The organism is Chryseobacterium contaminans, from assembly GCF_001684955.1.
GTDB lineage: Bacteria > Bacteroidota > Bacteroidia > Flavobacteriales > Weeksellaceae > Chryseobacterium > Chryseobacterium contaminans.
Genome location: NZ_MAYF01000362.1, coordinates 1 through 15,180 on the forward strand (window position 1 = coordinate 1; position 15,180 = coordinate 15,180).

A 15,180-nucleotide genomic window follows, 5' to 3' on the forward strand; every position below is an offset into this window, starting at 1 on the left:
AGCAGGAATTCTGATGATCGGATATCTTCTGTCTAAAGGAGAAAAAGCAAATTCTCTCATCAATTGGAAAAAGAACGCAATTACCGGAGTACTTATCCTTACCGGAGGAACGGGTTTAGTAGCGTGGGGCGAACAGTATGTAACGGCTTCTGAAGCTGCAATTTCAATTGCAACGGGACCTTTCTGGTTTATTGCTATTGACAGGAAAAACTGGAAGTATTATTTTTCGGATAAGTTCATTCCGATAGGTCTGGTGATTGGATTTATAGGATTGGTCTTTTTCTTAAAAGGAAGTGTTAATTCACATGCGGCACATGCTGCTGTTGATCCTCAACTTCGTATTACTGCTTTTATTGTATTAGGATTAAGCTCTATTGCATGGGTTCTTGGATCTTTGTATTCCAAAAAAAATCCGGCCTCTCAATCTACTTTTATGAATATTGCCCAACAACTTATTGTGGCAGGAGCAGCCGCTTTTCTTATTGCCTTATTCAGAGGGGAATGGACTGATTTTTCGGTCTCTACAGTACCAGTCTCAGCCTGGGCAGGCGTTCTGTTTTTGATCTTCTTTGGATCGATAGTCGCTTATTTGTCGTACATTTGGCTGTTGTCCGTGAAACCCGCTGCTTTGGTGAGTACCCATACTTACATTAACCCTATTGTTACGGTTATTGCAGGATGGATTGTGGCCCATCAAAGTATCAATGGAGGCCAGTTATATGGTTTGGCAATCATATTGCTGGGAGTACTGCTGACCAATGTCACCAAGTATTTCAAGCTTTCAAAACGGTCAAAGGTTAAACTCAGAAGAGTGAGAAGATTTTTTAACAGGACAGGCAAAAGATATCAGCCTATTTAATAGTATAATATCAGAATGATAGAAATCAGAAACATTTCAAAAACATTTCATCAGAAAAAACAGGCCTTTAAGGCATTGGATCAGGTGAGTCTCAATATAGATAAAGGAGATATTGTGGGGATCATAGGATTCTCCGGAGCAGGGAAAAGCACCCTTATCCGTACCGTTAACCTATTGGAAAGACCAGATGAAGGACAGATCATTATTAATGGAAAAGATTTTACTCAATTAAGTTCAAAGCAGCTTGCTGAGGAGCGTAAAAAAATAGGAATGATCTTCCAGCATTTTAACCTTCTTTCTTCAAGAACTGTTTTTGATAATGTGGCCCTTCCACTGGAGCTGGATCATAACAGCAAAGATCAGATAAATAAAAAGGTTAATGAATTACTTAAAATTGTAGGTCTTGAAGATAAAGCCAATGATTATCCCAGGAGTCTATCAGGGGGGCAAAAACAGAGAGTAGCCATTGCAAGAGCTTTAGCCAATGACCCTTATCTTCTCCTTTGTGATGAAGCTACCAGTGCTCTGGATCCGGTAACCACCCAGTCTATTTTACAGCTGTTAAGAGATATTAACCAGAGATTAGGAATTACCATCCTTCTCATTACTCATGAAATGGAAGTTATCAAATCTGTTTGTAACCACGTTGCCGTAATCGACAAAGGAAAACTATTAGCCAAAGGAACTTTAAGTGAGATCATTTCTAACCGGGAAAATCCGGTGATCCAGCAATTTATAAATTCAGACGTCATGACCCTGCCACAGGAACTCAATATCAGACTGCAGAAAGAGCCACAGGATGGTTTATTTCCATTGGTCGAAATAGAACTTAACGAAAACATCAGCGTTGAACAAATTCTTTCAGCGTTATATAATGAACATAAAATCCCATACAAACTTTTGAAAGCAGATGTAGAATATTTTGGGAATTCTAATTTTGGTAAACTACTTTTGCAACTTCAGGGAGAGGCTGAAGAAAACCAAAAAGCCATCTATTATTTTAATCAGAATAAAATTCAAAATACAGTAAAAGGATATGCTTAGTGATGCGGTACTTGCCCTTTTGGCAAAAGGAACCTGGGAAACGGTTTATATGACATTTGTGTCCGGATTTTTTGGATTTGTGCTGGGACTTCCGGTTGGGATCTTTCTATTTTTAACAAGAAAAGGACAACTGTTGGAAAATGCAGTTTATCACAGGGCATTATCCATTATCGTGAATATTTTCCGTGCCATTCCTTTCATTATTTTAATTGTGTGGATGATTCCTTTTACAAGAATTTTAGCGGGAACATCTATTGGAGTTAATGCTGCATTGGTTCCATTAAGTGTTGGAGCTGCTCCATTTATTGCCAGATTGGTTGAAAACAGCCTTATTGAAGTTCCTCACGGATTAATTGAAACAGCAAGAGCATTAGGAGCATCACCTTTTCAGATCATCAGAAAGGTTTTACTTCCTGAAGCACTTCCTTCATTAATTAATAATGCTACCATTACCTTAATTACATTAGTAGGGTATTCTGCTATGGGTGGTGCTGTAGGTGCCGGCGGATTAGGGCAGGTAGGATATCAGTACGGATATATCGGTTATGATATTGTGATCATGAACACTGTTCTCATATTGCTTGTTCTTTTGGTATTTATCATCCAGTTTATGGGAGACAGATTGTCTAAGAAGTTTGACCATAGATAAGTTTGAGGGATCTAGGGTTTTAGAGTAAATGAGATGTGAACGAAGGAGTTCTGTACCCTTTATACATATTATTAAAAAGAATAGAATGAAAAAAATAAAGATTTTAGGTTTAATAGCTGCCGGAGTATTGCTTTTCAGTGCCTGTTCAGGAAGAAAGGACGATCCGAATTTTATCAGGGTCGGAATTACCTACGGGCCGGAACAGGAAGTGGCTGAAGTAGCAAAAAAAGTAGCGAAGGAAAAATATAACCTTGAAGTGGAATTGATCCCTTTCAATGATTATGTAGTTCCCAATGAAGCCTTAATGAACGGTGATATTGATGCCAATGCCTTTCAGCACGCCCCTTATTTAACCGAACAATCAAAACAACGAGGTTATAATCTCGCTATTGTAGGAAATACCTTTGTATACCCTATTGTAGCCTATTCTAAAAAGATTAAAAACCTTAGTGAGCTGCAAAACGGAAGCACCATCGTTATCCCTAATGACCCTACCAATGGAGGGCGTTCCCTACTTCTGTTACAGAAAAACGGTTTGCTGAAACTAAAGGCAGGAGTTGGTTTACTTCCAAAGGTGACTGATATTACAGAAAACCCAAAACAATTGAATATTATGGAGATTGAGGGGGCACAAATCCCAAGGGTTTTGGACGACAGGGATGTTGTAGTAGGAATCATCAATAACAATTTTGCCGCACAGGCCGGATTGGATTCAGAAAAGCAGGGAGTATTCAAAGAAGATAAAGATTCTCCTTACGTAAACCTTGTTGTAGCAAGACAGGATAATAAGAACACCCAGAAGGTTAAAAATTTTGTAAAAGCATACCAATCCGACGAAGTGGAAAAGAAAGCCCTTGAAGTATTCAAAGGTGGTGCTGTAAAAGGATGGTAATCATTTTTGAGCGTTGGAAAATATGAGAATTTCGGAGTGCGAGATACGAGGATGGGGTTATTATTTCTTTACTCCTAATTGACGATTCACTTGCGAAGCAAAATTGACCATTGACATGTAAGGTCTCTCTGTCTATCATCTATTATCTCCCACCTCTTATCTCTCACATCACATTTCTACCCAGCAATAAATAACAAGCTGTCAGCAATTTTGCAGGCAGTTTTTTTTTGCTAAAAATTTATTTTCTCAATTTGAGATAATATAAAAATTTTGTTTATTTTTGTTTCAATCCAATAAAAAGGCAATATGTTAAAGAAAACCGCCATTGTAAGTTTATTCACCCTTATTTCTGTTTCTTATATGGCCCAGAATACTACTCCCGTTTATTTAGATGAATCAAAACCTGTAGAAGAACGTATCAAGGATGCTCTTTCCAAAATGACACTGGAAGAAAAAGTAGCTATGCTTCATGCACAGTCGAAGTTCAGCTCTCCCGGTGTTCCTAGATTAGGAATTCCTGAGTTCTGGACTACTGACGGTCCTCACGGAGTACGTCCGGAAGTCATGTGGGATGAATGGGATCAGGCCGGATGGACCAACGACTCTATCATCGCCTACCCTGCTTTAACCGCTTTATCTGCAACATGGAATAAAAAAATGTCCTGGAATTATGGTAAAGCATTGGGAGAAGAAGCCCGTTACAGAAAAAAAGATATTCTTTTAGGACCTGGAGTTAACATCTACAGAACTCCATTGAATGGAAGAAATTTTGAATATATGGGAGAAGATCCTTATCTGACTTCAAAAATGGTAGTTCCTTATATCAAAGGAGTACAATCTAACGGCGTGGCGACTTCTGTAAAACATTTTGCATTGAATAATCAGGAGATGTTCCGCCATACCAGCAACGTAAATGTAGATGACAGGGCACTGTATGAAATTTACCTTCCGGCTTTCAAAGCTGCTGTTATCGAGGGAGATTCCTGGACAATCATGGGAGCTTATGATATGTATAAAGGTCAGTATGCCAGCCAGAATCAGTATCTTTTGAATGATATCCTGAAAAAAGAATGGAATTATAAAGGAGTTGTGGTTTCAGACTGGGGCGCAGTAAACAATACCGAACAGGCCATCCACAACGGATTGGATCTTGAATTCGGATCATGGACCAACGGTCTTTCTGCCGGAACTAAAAATGCCTATGACAATTATTATCTGGCTAAACCTTATCTTGATCTGATTAAAGCAGGAAAAGTAGGTACCCAGGAGCTTGATGATAAGGTAACCAGACTTCTTCGCCTTGCCTATAAAACCACGATGAACAGAAATAAGCCCTTCGGGAATATTGCTTCTGAAGAACATAAAGCTGTAGCTAAAGAAATTGGAGAAGAAGGAATTGTTCTGTTAAAAAACCTAGGAAACATCCTGCCTATCGACATTAATAAAGCTAAAAAAATTGCTGTTATTGGCGAAAATGCCATCAAAATCATGACAGTTGGCGGTGGTTCTTCCTCATTAAAAGTAAAATATGAAACCCTTCCATTAGACGGAATAAAATCCAGATTTGGAAAACAGTCAGAGGTACAATATGCCAGAGGATATGTAGGAGACATTGGTGGAGAATATAATGGTGTAAAATCCGGACAGGATTTAAAAGATAGCCGTTCTGAGGCAGAACTCTTAAACGAAGCCGTAGAACTTGCAAAAAAATCTGATTACGTCATCTTCGTTGGTGGATTGAACAAAGCTGACTTCCAAGATAGTGAAGGAAATGACCGAAAAAGCTACGGCTTGCCATACAATCAGGATAACTTGATTACCGCATTAGCCAAAGCAAATAAGAATCTTGCTGTAGTTCTGGTTTCCGGAAATGCTGTAGCAATGCCTTGGATAAAAGAAGTTCCAACCGTTTTACAGGCATGGTACCTCGGTTCTGAAGCAGGAAATCCTATTGCTTCAATCCTGGCGGGTGATGCCAATCCATCAGGAAAACTTCCATTTACATTTCCTGTAAAACTTGAAGATAATTCAGCTCATCAGCTTGGAGAATATCCTGGTCAGAAAGATGAATTGGCTGCAGGAAAAGGGAAAGATCAGAAAAATCCGATCAATATCACTTATAACGAAGGTATTTTTGTAGGATACCGTTGGCATGATACCAAAAACATCAAACCTCTTTTCAGCTTCGGGCACGGATTGAGTTATACCACTTTTGAATTTGGAAAAGCTAAAGCAGACAAAACCACCCTATCCCAAAACGATACCATCACTTTTACTGTAACCGTTAAAAATACAGGAAAGAAAGCAGGAGCCGAAGTGGCCCAGCTTTACATTAGTGATCTGAAATCATCTGTACCGCGTCCTGCCAAAGAATTGAAAGGTTTTGAAAAGGTATATTTAAATCCTGGTGAACAAAAAGAAGTGACTTTCACGATTGACAAATCTGCTTTAAGTTTCTTTGATGCCCAAAAACACGACTGGGTAGCTGAACCTGGAGATTTTGAAGCTTTAATCGGGAATTCTTCAGACGCCATTAAAACAAAAATAAAGTTTACGTTGAAATAGTAAAGGATGGAAGATGGATGCATGAAGATGGAAGTTACTATTTGACGGCTAACTAATCTATCTATTAATTTTGTAGAATTTTGAAGCAGGTTTCTTTTTGAAGCCTGCTTTTTGTTTCTCTCGCGGATCAGACTGATTAAGCGGATCTTTACATCGATCTGCATAATTCGCGAAGTCTGCGTCAGCTTAAATTATTAAACCATTAAGAAAAATAAAGATTGTAAGAGAAGTTAAGCCTCATCAAAAATGAATGAAAAAGCTGCTTACTAATATCTTCAGCTATTTCCTTAACTATTCTTAAAACTTAAAAACTCTTAATGGTTCAAATTTTATAAAATCTCTCGCTGATTAGGCTGATAACGCAGATTTTTTAGATAAAACGCAAAGAAAATTTGTTGAATCGCTTTATTCTAAGGGAGCTAAGAAGTGCGACAAGTCGCTGATGAAGCAATATGATTAACCATACGCTTAATCAAAATCGATGGCAAATCGATTACTCTCTTAGCTTCCTTACAATATAACATCAGAATATTTTAAATCTTTGCGTTAGAAAAGCTCTCCGTAATTCAAATTTTAAAAATCTCTCGCAGATTAAGCTGATGACGCAGATTTTTTTGAGTGTATATTTATTTCATTATAAAAAATTGGAACATTGCAGTAAGTAAAAAGCAGGTCTCAAACTGAAACCAGCTTTTATATTTAATTTATTTACTATTTCTTTTATTTTCCTCCACCAGCGTTTTTCTCAACATCCGTTTTGGTGTTTTCTTTCACCTTCTGGTTTCCGAAACGTTTTACAAACGTTACATTCACCCCGTACCAATCCCATAATTCATATCTTCTTACTGTTCCTCCCTGATTGTAAGTGATATCATCAGAATAAGGTCTTTTGAAAATATTCATCAGCTGTATACTGGCTTCCATTTGTGTTTTGGGGAATATTTTGGTAATAGAGATATTGTGAAATACATTGGTATTATTAGCCTGCGTATTTCCATTATTCTGATTGGAGATTTCCATCCACGCACTCACGTTAATATTCTTGTTGAACAAATTCGTGTAAGAAAGATTGGCAGAGCCGCCCCAATAGTTAATATAAGCTTTCCCTCCAATATCATTCTTTAAATTAAAATCATGATTGTCTATATAGTACCAACCAAATCCGACATTCAGATTCAGCTTATTTTTAAGAAAATTCTGATTGGTATTGGCAAAAATGTAATATTTTTCAACTCTTCCATTAAAGTTTCCGGGATACGACACATTTCTTCCACCTTCACTGGAATAAGTGGTCCAGTAATCCTGATTGGTATACATGTATCTTGCAGAAATAAAATACTTTTTCAGAATTCCAAACTTCAGGTAGAGCCTGTCGTTAGGGTTAGGATTCAGGTCCATATTTCCTCTGGAATACGTTCCGTCAATAGATGGAGTTAAAAAAGGATTGAACTCCGAATACCAAGGTCTCCATATTTTGCGGTCGTAAGTAAGGCTCAGGTCGTATTTATCTGAAAAACTATATTTCAGCAATAAATTGGGAAGAAAAGTCCCATAACCGTCTTTTCTTTCAGTTCCGGCTACATCCTGTCGTATTTTAAAATCAATATATTCATATCGAAGTCCGATTCTGGTTTCCAGCTTTTTGAAAAAAGTTTTGCTATAGTTGGCATATACAGAAGTTATATTATCCTCATAATGGAATTTATCCCTTGTAGAAAGCCCTGCATATTCGGAAGTTCCCAAGCTGTAGCCATACAAATTATTAGGAATAACATGGTTGTTAAATTCTGTCTTTCCCCCTACTTCAATAGTTCCCCAGGATTTTCCTAAAGGCTGTGTATAATCTACTTTCAGGTAATAATTACGCATCTGGGAATTGTTGATGGATCCTATTTCCTTAATCTTAGGGTCGTTTACAATGGTTTTATTGATGAGTTGATTATTATCATTCCCGGAATAATTGGTTCCCAGATTAATATCCAGAATCCTGTTTTTTTCTTTATCATAATACTTATAAAAAGCATTGGTTCCCAGGTTACGGTAAAAACCATCAGCAGTTTGGGCCTGATGATAATTTATAAAATCTTTTTTATTATCATCATACTCTCTTCCGTCAGTATTAGACCATGATAAGTTTCGGCTTTGGTAATATTCCATAACAAGCCCGATATTATTTTTATCATTCAATTCAAATTCAGAAGTTGAGGAAAGTGACGGGGTTTCACTTTTGGAAATGGTTTCATAGCTTAAATCTCTGTTCAATTTTTCGTCAGCATAAAACATAAGATTACTGGAGCCTTTTTGTACATAATTATTATTGGCATAACTACCAATCAGGGTTTGAGTAAATTTCTTCTTATGATAATTCAGGTTGAAGTTAGAATACTGTGTATTTTTTGTACTATGCCTGTTGCTTAGTGAAATACTTCCTTTCAATCCTTCATCATCACGTTTCTTCAGAACAATATTAATAACGGAACCGGTAGCTTCATATCTTGAAGACGGGCTTGTAATGACTTCAATTTTCAAAAGATTATCTGCCGGAATCGTTTTAAGATATTCCTTCAGTTCTTTTCCTGTAAAAACTGATTTTCTGTCGTTGATATATACCGTTACCGACTGCCCTTCCGCTTTTATGGCATCACTGTTATCAATACTTACAAGAGGGGTCATTCTCAAAACATCCCATGTTGTATTTCCTGCTACAATAGCACTATTGGCTACATTAAAAACAGTTCGGTCTACTTTAGACTCTACTGTAGGTTTTCTTGCCACAATGGTTACCGCTTCTATCTCTTTTGAATTGCCTTTTGTAGTATCCTTCACAACCGGAGTCTGAGTCTGCGTAAATGCCAAAGAACCCGTTAATAGTGCGATAGGAAATAATATTACTTTCATGTGAAATCTTAGTTTTACCTATAAGACCACTATACCGTAATATTTGTTACATCGGAAAAATTAAAGAACAAAAATAAATCTCTATGTTTTAACACTTTACATTTTCCACATTTAGGGAAAATTTAAAAAAATAACATTTATTAAGAAATGATAAATAATCAAATACATTTATTTATAAAACATACATAATAAATTGATCATGATAATAATTTACATTAACTAAACTTTAACATATTTATTTTCAATTTTACCTGTAAAAAAGTTTCTATATTTCAATAATCAGCTCCTTTTCATAACCATTATATTTCTCATCAATATATCCATGAGGATTACAAATGATTTCAGTCTTTCCAATCTTATATCTGGAAGGAGAATGAATATGGCCATGAATCCAGTACAAAGGCTGATGCTCAGTAATCATATCCTCCAGATTGGAAGCATAAGCGGACGTCAACGGATCTTCTTTATAATGTTCTGGTACAGATTGAATACTGGGAGCATGATGGGTAACAACAATATTTTTAAGCCCTTTTGAAACTTCAAGACTCGCCTGTAGCCAAACTTTTGAAAGTTGATGAATTTTGAAAGTATCTATGGTTCTTAATTTTGAATAAGAAGGATCACGAGTAATTTTTTTATAGTCATTCATCTTAGGCTGACAGATCATCCCATACTTCACCGGATTTCCAAAAAATTGAAAAATCAGTCCATAAAGTAGCTCCATGAAAACGTACACCTTCAATATCCACATATGAATTTTCAAGTACAAAAACATTGGAATTTTCAGCCGCATTTTGAATTTTATGCAGGTTCTTTGGATATGATCCTTTATAATATTCATGATTTCCTAATATATAAATGACCGGTTTATCAAAGATTGTTTCTTTGACCCATTCTATTCCTTTAATTCCGAGATTAATATCGCCGGCAAGCACCACAATATCCGCATGATCAAAACATAAATCAGTCCTTCCAAATTCCTGATGAAGATCGCTAATGATTTGTATTCTCATGCTGCAAAAGTAATGAAGCATAGTGAAATCCCGAAAAGAATAAAACAAAAAGGAACCAATGCCTCAACATCGATTCCCTGCTCATATAGTTTGTGTAATTTTAAGGTCGCTTATGATGAAACAACGACTTCTGTCTGCTTCACTTTTAAGCTTTTCAATATAAAATAGAATAACATTCCAAGGGCTAAAAGAGCATAACTAATCAATATGATCAGGTTCAGGCTTCCGACAGCAAATTCTGAAGGAAAAACCTGGCTCATTAAAGTCATAAATGAAAGCCCGATCCCAGCTCCCAGAAAGTAACTTGTAGAACTCAAACTTGATGCCAACCCGTAATTGGAAGGATCAACATCCTGAATTCCCATTACAGAAAGCGCTGTGAAACAAAAAGTCATTCCTATTCCTGAGATACAGGCAGCTCCTAATAAAACTACTGCTAACGGATGACCTGTATACACTGATATCAGCAACAATAATCCACCTGCTAGCATAAAAGACCATCCCAATATGCCCATCTGAGATGAACTCAACCTTTTTGAAACGTGAGGTAAGATAAATTTAGCGGTTAAAGCTGACAATACACTGAACGGAACAAGCATCAATCCTGAGGCAGCAGCACTATAGCCCATATCCTTTTGAAGCATTAATGAAATCAGGAATAAAAACCCGATAAAAAAAGCTCCCAGAGTAAAGAAAGCAGCATTGGAAACAACCAATGAACCATATCTGAATAATTTTAAATCAAATAATGGCTCCGCAACAGTTCTCAATCTGAAGAATACCATTATCAAAAGTAATAAAGCAACAACCAATGAGCCTGTTACCAGAAAAGGCTGCTCTTTAATATGAATCAATTCGTGTGTTCCATAGGTAAGACTTAAAAGTCCAAATACCATTAATACTCCGGAAATAATATCTGTTTTTTGTGCTTTTTCATTTTTCTCATCTGCTGGTAAATAATAATAAGACAAGATTAAAGTGATTAAAAGAATCGGAACATTAATAAGGAAAACCCAGTGCCAACTCAGATATGTACTGATAATTCCGCCTACAGAAAGACCACTTCCCGAACCAATAGCAGCAAAAGAACTGAAAACCCCGATAGCCCGGTTTCTTTCCTGCTCTTCTCTGAAAGTATTAGTGACAATAGATAAGGCTGCCGGCATCACAAATGCAGCCCCCAATCCCTGAAGAGCACGAAATATAGCCAACATATTGAAACTTTCGAAAAGACCTGCTCCCAGAGATGTTAACATGAAAATCAAAGCTCCCAATAAGAATATTTTCTTTCTTCCGATTTGATCAGAAAGTTTCCCCCCAATAATCAGGAAACCGCCAAAAAACAATACATATAACGTCTGCAGCCATTGAACGGTTCCGGCTCCGATATGAAACTGCTCCTGAATAGAAGGAATGGTTAAATTAATAATGGCAATATCCAATGCCTCTACAAAAGTTCCTACCGATGCTAAAATTAATATTAAATTCTTCCTTGTACTCATCCATTCAAATTTTCTGCAAAATTAAAATTAACAGAACATAATTAAAAATTTTACCATAAATTTGGAACAATAAAACTAAATAAACGAAATAAAAAGAACAAAACAACTAAAACAAGAGAATTAACTCTATAAAACAGAACAAATGCCAACAGAAAATTATACTCCTGACGAAAAAGACCTTTCCATTCTGAGGCTTCTTCAAAAAGATGCAAAGATGAGTGTCCGTGATATTTCCGCAAGAATTAACCTTAGTCCCACACCTACCCATGAGCGTATTAAGCGTATGGAAAAATTAGGGATTATCAAAGAATACAGTGCTATATTAGACCGTAAAAAGGTAAATAAAGGCATGATGGTGATCTGTATGATCGCTTTGAATGTTCACAATAAAAAAACTGCAGGAAAATTCATTGAAGAAGTAGGCAAATTGAAAGAAGTAGTTGAATTTTATAACATTAGCGGTGATTTTGATTTCATGCTTAAGATTCTGGCTCCTAATATGGATGAATTTCATGAGTTTTTCATCAATAAATTATCAGAAATTGAGGGAATCGGCCAGACTAAAAGCATTTTTGTAATGAGCAGTATTAAAGAAAGCGCTCAAATCATATAGAAAATAAACAACTACAACTTATTTAAATATTTATTATTCAATACTAAAGTTCCTTTAAGCATAAGTAGGTATTGCTTATTTTTCATTAATTTAGTATCTTAAACCTGTTCATTTAAAATGGACACGTTTTTATTAAATAACAAAAAAGATGATGAACACGAAATTTATTAATTCCGACAACTATAATAAGTTGTCCGGTACTGATTACCGGTCAGTATCTATCAAAATGAAGAAATACAATTCAGTTTTACCCTTCTATTAAAATTGAAAACAACAGACTTCTGAAAAGGCGGTTATGCCTTTTTTAGATAACAGTATCAAGATTATTTTCGTCATTATGTAAATGATTACAAAATCATACAATTCATGAACTGCAACGGTGATATCTATTTAAAAAATCGTAGAATACTTTTATATCTGTTTATTGCAATTTTCTTCTGTAGTTGCGGTAAAAAAATCAATACACAGGAAATCGACAATGCCTTACTAAAGAAAAATGAAAAACTAAGGCTTGAAGGAAAGGATACTGAACTTATCGCTCTGAATAAAGAAATCATCAGACAGTCTAAAGACGGTGGATATTCAAAAGGGGAAGCATTAGCATACATCAATCTTGCCAATACATATGGCATGATGGGGAACTACAAAACCAGTCATGAATATTTGAAATCAGCAGAAAAAATCATCACCCGACTTAATGATAACTTTCTTTATGCCAAACTTTATCATGAGTATGGACAGATCAATTATGTCACTGGACTGGTAAATACAGCCTTAAGTTACAATGCAAAAGCCATTCATTATGGTAAACAACTGGACGAAAAAGGTTGGTTACTGGGAAATATGTATGAACAAAGAGCCGATTTTATTTCTTCTGCTTACAAAGATTCAGCGTTGATTTATCGTCACAGAGGTTTTAGCTTAGATCCTTCTGCCATCAATGCTTCTTTACTTGGTAATTATCATTTACAACAAACCCAAAACCTTGATTCTGCCACTTTTTATAATAACAAAGCATTATCTCTTCTTAAAGATATTGAGGTTGGAACGGTAAGACAGGGTATCATTTATTATTTTTACGCTGATCTGCTTTCTGAAAAAAAGGAGTTTGAAAAAGCATTGGATTTTTATAAAAAAGCAGCAGATATTTTAGTTAAAACAAAAAGGATCAACAAATTACCAGAACTCTACCGTCAGATTGCTTTTGTTTATCGAAATCTTAACGACAAAAACAGGGAAGACACCTACACTTCCAAAGCGGAGGAATTAGATCAAAAGCTTAAAGCATCCGGAAATGAAGCTATTGACTTTTCCCTAAGCGAGATCATAGAGCAACAAGACAAGAAAAATACCAATCTCATTTTTATCTTCATTGGAGTACCTGCTCTGATTGCTGGATGTATTTTATTTTTATTTATCAGAAACAAAAAACATAAGAAGGAGAATAATAAGCTCGAAAAATCAAGTACAATCCCCTTCCCTTCAAAAGAAAGAATATCTAAGGAGGATTTTACAGAGTTATTGGATCTTGCTAAAAGTAATGATCTTAAGTTTATCAAGAGATTCGAGGAAATTAATCCCACTTTATTCCAGAATATATTAAAAATAAACCCACAGCTTACAAAATCAGAATTGTCTTTATGTGCCATGATCTGGCTAGGTTTTTCGTCGAAAGATATTGCTGATTTTACATTTATCCAACACAGATCTGTACAGACTAAAAAAGGCAGACTCAGAAAAAAGCTTAATATTTCATCAGAAACAGATCTTTATAGCTTTTTTACGTCTATGTAACTTTTCTTATTGCTTTTTAAACCATAAAAATCTGTCTAACAGCAGGATTTTTTTCTTATACCTACACCAATAAAAATGGATAAATCAGTAAAACCCTTACCTTTTAATAATATTCACCGCATAGTATATAGTATAAAATTTAAACTATCGGGATTTATTTTATAAAAAAAGGACAGATATTAAATCAAAAAAGTGATCCTTCGTTGAAGGGTTTTTAATTTCAATTTTACAAAATTCGTTTTTTAACATCTTCAATAAATAAAGTTTATAAAATTAATAATCAACAAGTTAACCTAAAAGTAGTACCCATAGTGTAGCTGTGTCGTATGCTGTTTTTTGGAAATATTTACCATTATTGAATATGTTTGTGATGTGAAAAATATAAACCATTAACGATATTAAAAACAGTTTCAAAAGAACAAACATAAACACATTACAGAATCTTAAAAATAAATACAATCTACCCCTCTGCAACTACTTTAATTTAATCTAACAAAAGTATTAAGAACACAAATGACAAACACAAACGATGAAAACCAGGAGGGGTAAGATTATTTCATGACCTAAAACAAATAATATTAACTAAAAACACAAATAAAAAAAGAGGCCTATTTAACACAACAACCTATGATGAAACAATAATCTCAGAATTATATACAACTGAGAATATTACAATTTATATTATTTGTTTAACTGAGAGATTACATTTGAAAACTGTAATCTCTCTTTTTTATATTGTTATTTTATAAAAAAACAGCAGTATATATTCATATACCACTGCTTCAATACACATTATAAACTTATACACACCGGTTTCCCGGAAATTATTTCATTCTAATATTATTTCCAGTAATTCCAGACAGATCCGTCAAATATCGCCAATGTTTTACTGGTTGTATCATAACATATCATACCGGGATACGGATTCTTTACATTAATATGAGGGGTCGCTATCTGGGGAAGGATCATTGCCTTATCCGGAGATTCTAAAACCAATACTCCATCTGCAGTACTGGATGACGCACCAATAACAACTCCTTTCCCTAACTCCGCAGAACTGTTTGTAACTATAGCACTTGAACTACCCGCATCGGATAAAGATTTCCATGCATCATTCTCATAAACCTTTACTTTATTGTCTGTTACATCAAAAACAAATGTTCCGTTCACCAGAGATCCGGTTGGAAGACCGGAAGTCGCAGGAAGGATTAGCCCTTTTGTATTTCCAGGTACATTGTTGAAGTCCAGCACTGTACTGTTACCGTCTACCATCTGTTTTCCAATTGCTACCTGAGCAATAGAGAAGTTAAAAATAACAAGAGCGATTGCTATGCTTATATTTTTTATATTT

Annotated in this window: 12 protein-coding genes; 7 read left to right on the top strand and 5 right to left on the bottom strand. The window is 35.4% G+C overall.

Features of this window, described 5'->3' with window-relative positions:
* The 5 genes from BBH99_RS21410 to BBH99_RS21430 all read left to right on the top strand — a co-directional run.
* On the top strand, nt 1–859 hold an 859-nt coding region (locus BBH99_RS21410; RefSeq protein ID WP_066700453.1), incomplete at its 5' end, for an EamA family transporter.
* Nucleotides 860–874: 15 nt separating this feature from the next.
* On the top strand, nt 875–1,903 hold the full coding sequence (locus BBH99_RS21415; protein WP_066700455.1) for a methionine ABC transporter ATP-binding protein: 1,029 nt from the start codon (nt 875–877) through the stop codon (nt 1,901–1,903).
* Nucleotides 1,896–2,552, top strand: coding sequence for a methionine ABC transporter permease MetI (gene metI / locus BBH99_RS21420; RefSeq protein WP_066700457.1), 657 nt, complete (start codon nt 1,896–1,898; stop codon nt 2,550–2,552). Before BBH99_RS21415 ends, metI begins: the two co-directional genes overlap by 8 nt.
* Nucleotides 2,553–2,637: 85 nt before the next feature.
* The gene (gene metQ / locus BBH99_RS21425) at nt 2,638–3,444 is read left to right on the top strand and encodes a methionine ABC transporter substrate-binding lipoprotein MetQ (protein ID WP_066700459.1); all 807 of its coding nucleotides are present in this window, start codon (nt 2,638–2,640) and stop codon (nt 3,442–3,444) included.
* A gap of 306 nt (nt 3,445–3,750) precedes the next feature.
* The gene (locus BBH99_RS21430) at nt 3,751–6,009 is read left to right on the top strand and encodes a glycoside hydrolase family 3 C-terminal domain-containing protein (protein ID WP_066700461.1); all 2,259 of its coding nucleotides are present in this window, start codon (nt 3,751–3,753) and stop codon (nt 6,007–6,009) included.
* 720 nt (nt 6,010–6,729) lie between these two features.
* Here the strand turns inward: BBH99_RS21430 and BBH99_RS21435 are convergent.
* The 4 genes from BBH99_RS21435 to BBH99_RS21445 form a co-directional block, all read right to left on the bottom strand.
* Nucleotides 6,730–8,907 carry an outer membrane beta-barrel family protein gene (locus BBH99_RS21435; RefSeq protein WP_066700464.1) on the bottom strand — a complete coding sequence of 726 codons (2,178 nt, stop codon included), beginning with the start codon at nt 8,905–8,907 and terminating at the stop codon, nt 6,730–6,732.
* A gap of 265 nt (nt 8,908–9,172) precedes the next feature.
* Entirely contained in the window at nt 9,173–9,574 is a 402-nt protein-coding gene (locus BBH99_RS22845) for a metallophosphoesterase family protein (RefSeq protein WP_228390867.1), read from the bottom strand.
* Nucleotides 9,558–9,920 (bottom strand): metallophosphoesterase, encoded by a 363-nt coding sequence (locus BBH99_RS22850; protein WP_228390868.1) that lies wholly within the window; start codon nt 9,918–9,920, stop codon nt 9,558–9,560. Before BBH99_RS22850 ends, BBH99_RS22845 begins: the two co-directional genes overlap by 17 nt.
* Before the next feature lie 110 nt (nt 9,921–10,030).
* On the bottom strand, nt 10,031–11,422 hold the full coding sequence (locus BBH99_RS21445) for an MFS transporter (protein ID WP_066700465.1): 1,392 nt from the start codon (nt 11,420–11,422) through the stop codon (nt 10,031–10,033).
* Nucleotides 11,423–11,564: 142 nt separating this feature from the next.
* Between BBH99_RS21445 and BBH99_RS21450 the strand changes: the two genes are divergently transcribed.
* Both BBH99_RS21450 and BBH99_RS21455 read left to right on the top strand, forming a co-directional pair.
* Nucleotides 11,565–12,035, top strand: coding sequence for an Lrp/AsnC family transcriptional regulator (locus BBH99_RS21450; RefSeq protein ID WP_066700467.1), 471 nt, complete (start codon nt 11,565–11,567; stop codon nt 12,033–12,035).
* Nucleotides 12,036–12,401: 366 nt separating this feature from the next.
* Nucleotides 12,402–13,829, top strand: coding sequence for a LuxR C-terminal-related transcriptional regulator (locus BBH99_RS21455; protein WP_066700469.1), 1,428 nt, complete (start codon nt 12,402–12,404; stop codon nt 13,827–13,829).
* Nucleotides 13,830–14,669: 840 nt separating this feature from the next.
* On the opposite strand, the gene BBH99_RS21460 is transcribed toward BBH99_RS21455, so the two are convergent.
* On the bottom strand, nt 14,670–15,180 hold a 511-nt coding region (locus BBH99_RS21460; RefSeq protein ID WP_228390869.1), incomplete at its 5' end, for a hypothetical protein.

Excerpts from the sequence above, each read along its gene's own strand:
- BBH99_RS22845 (WP_228390867.1), bottom strand. The coding sequence starts at position 9,574 with ATGATCTGTCAGCCTAAGATGAATGACTATAAAAAAATTACTCGTGAT.
- metQ (WP_066700459.1), top strand. The coding sequence starts at position 2,638 with ATGAAAAAAATAAAGATTTTAGGTTTAATAGCTGCCGGAGTATTGCTT.
- BBH99_RS21450 (WP_066700467.1), top strand. The coding sequence starts at position 11,565 with ATGCCAACAGAAAATTATACTCCTGACGAAAAAGACCTTTCCATTCTG.
- BBH99_RS21445 (WP_066700465.1), bottom strand. The coding sequence starts at position 11,422 with ATGAGTACAAGGAAGAATTTAATATTAATTTTAGCATCGGTAGGAACT.
- BBH99_RS21435 (WP_066700464.1), bottom strand. The coding sequence starts at position 8,907 with ATGAAAGTAATATTATTTCCTATCGCACTATTAACGGGTTCTTTGGCA.
- BBH99_RS21455 (WP_066700469.1), top strand. The coding sequence starts at position 12,402 with ATGAACTGCAACGGTGATATCTATTTAAAAAATCGTAGAATACTTTTA.
- BBH99_RS21415 (WP_066700455.1), top strand. The coding sequence starts at position 875 with ATGATAGAAATCAGAAACATTTCAAAAACATTTCATCAGAAAAAACAG.
- BBH99_RS22850 (WP_228390868.1), bottom strand. The coding sequence starts at position 9,920 with ATGAGAATACAAATCATTAGCGATCTTCATCAGGAATTTGGAAGGACT.
- metI (WP_066700457.1), top strand. The coding sequence starts at position 1,896 with ATGCTTAGTGATGCGGTACTTGCCCTTTTGGCAAAAGGAACCTGGGAA.
- BBH99_RS21430 (WP_066700461.1), top strand. The coding sequence starts at position 3,751 with ATGTTAAAGAAAACCGCCATTGTAAGTTTATTCACCCTTATTTCTGTT.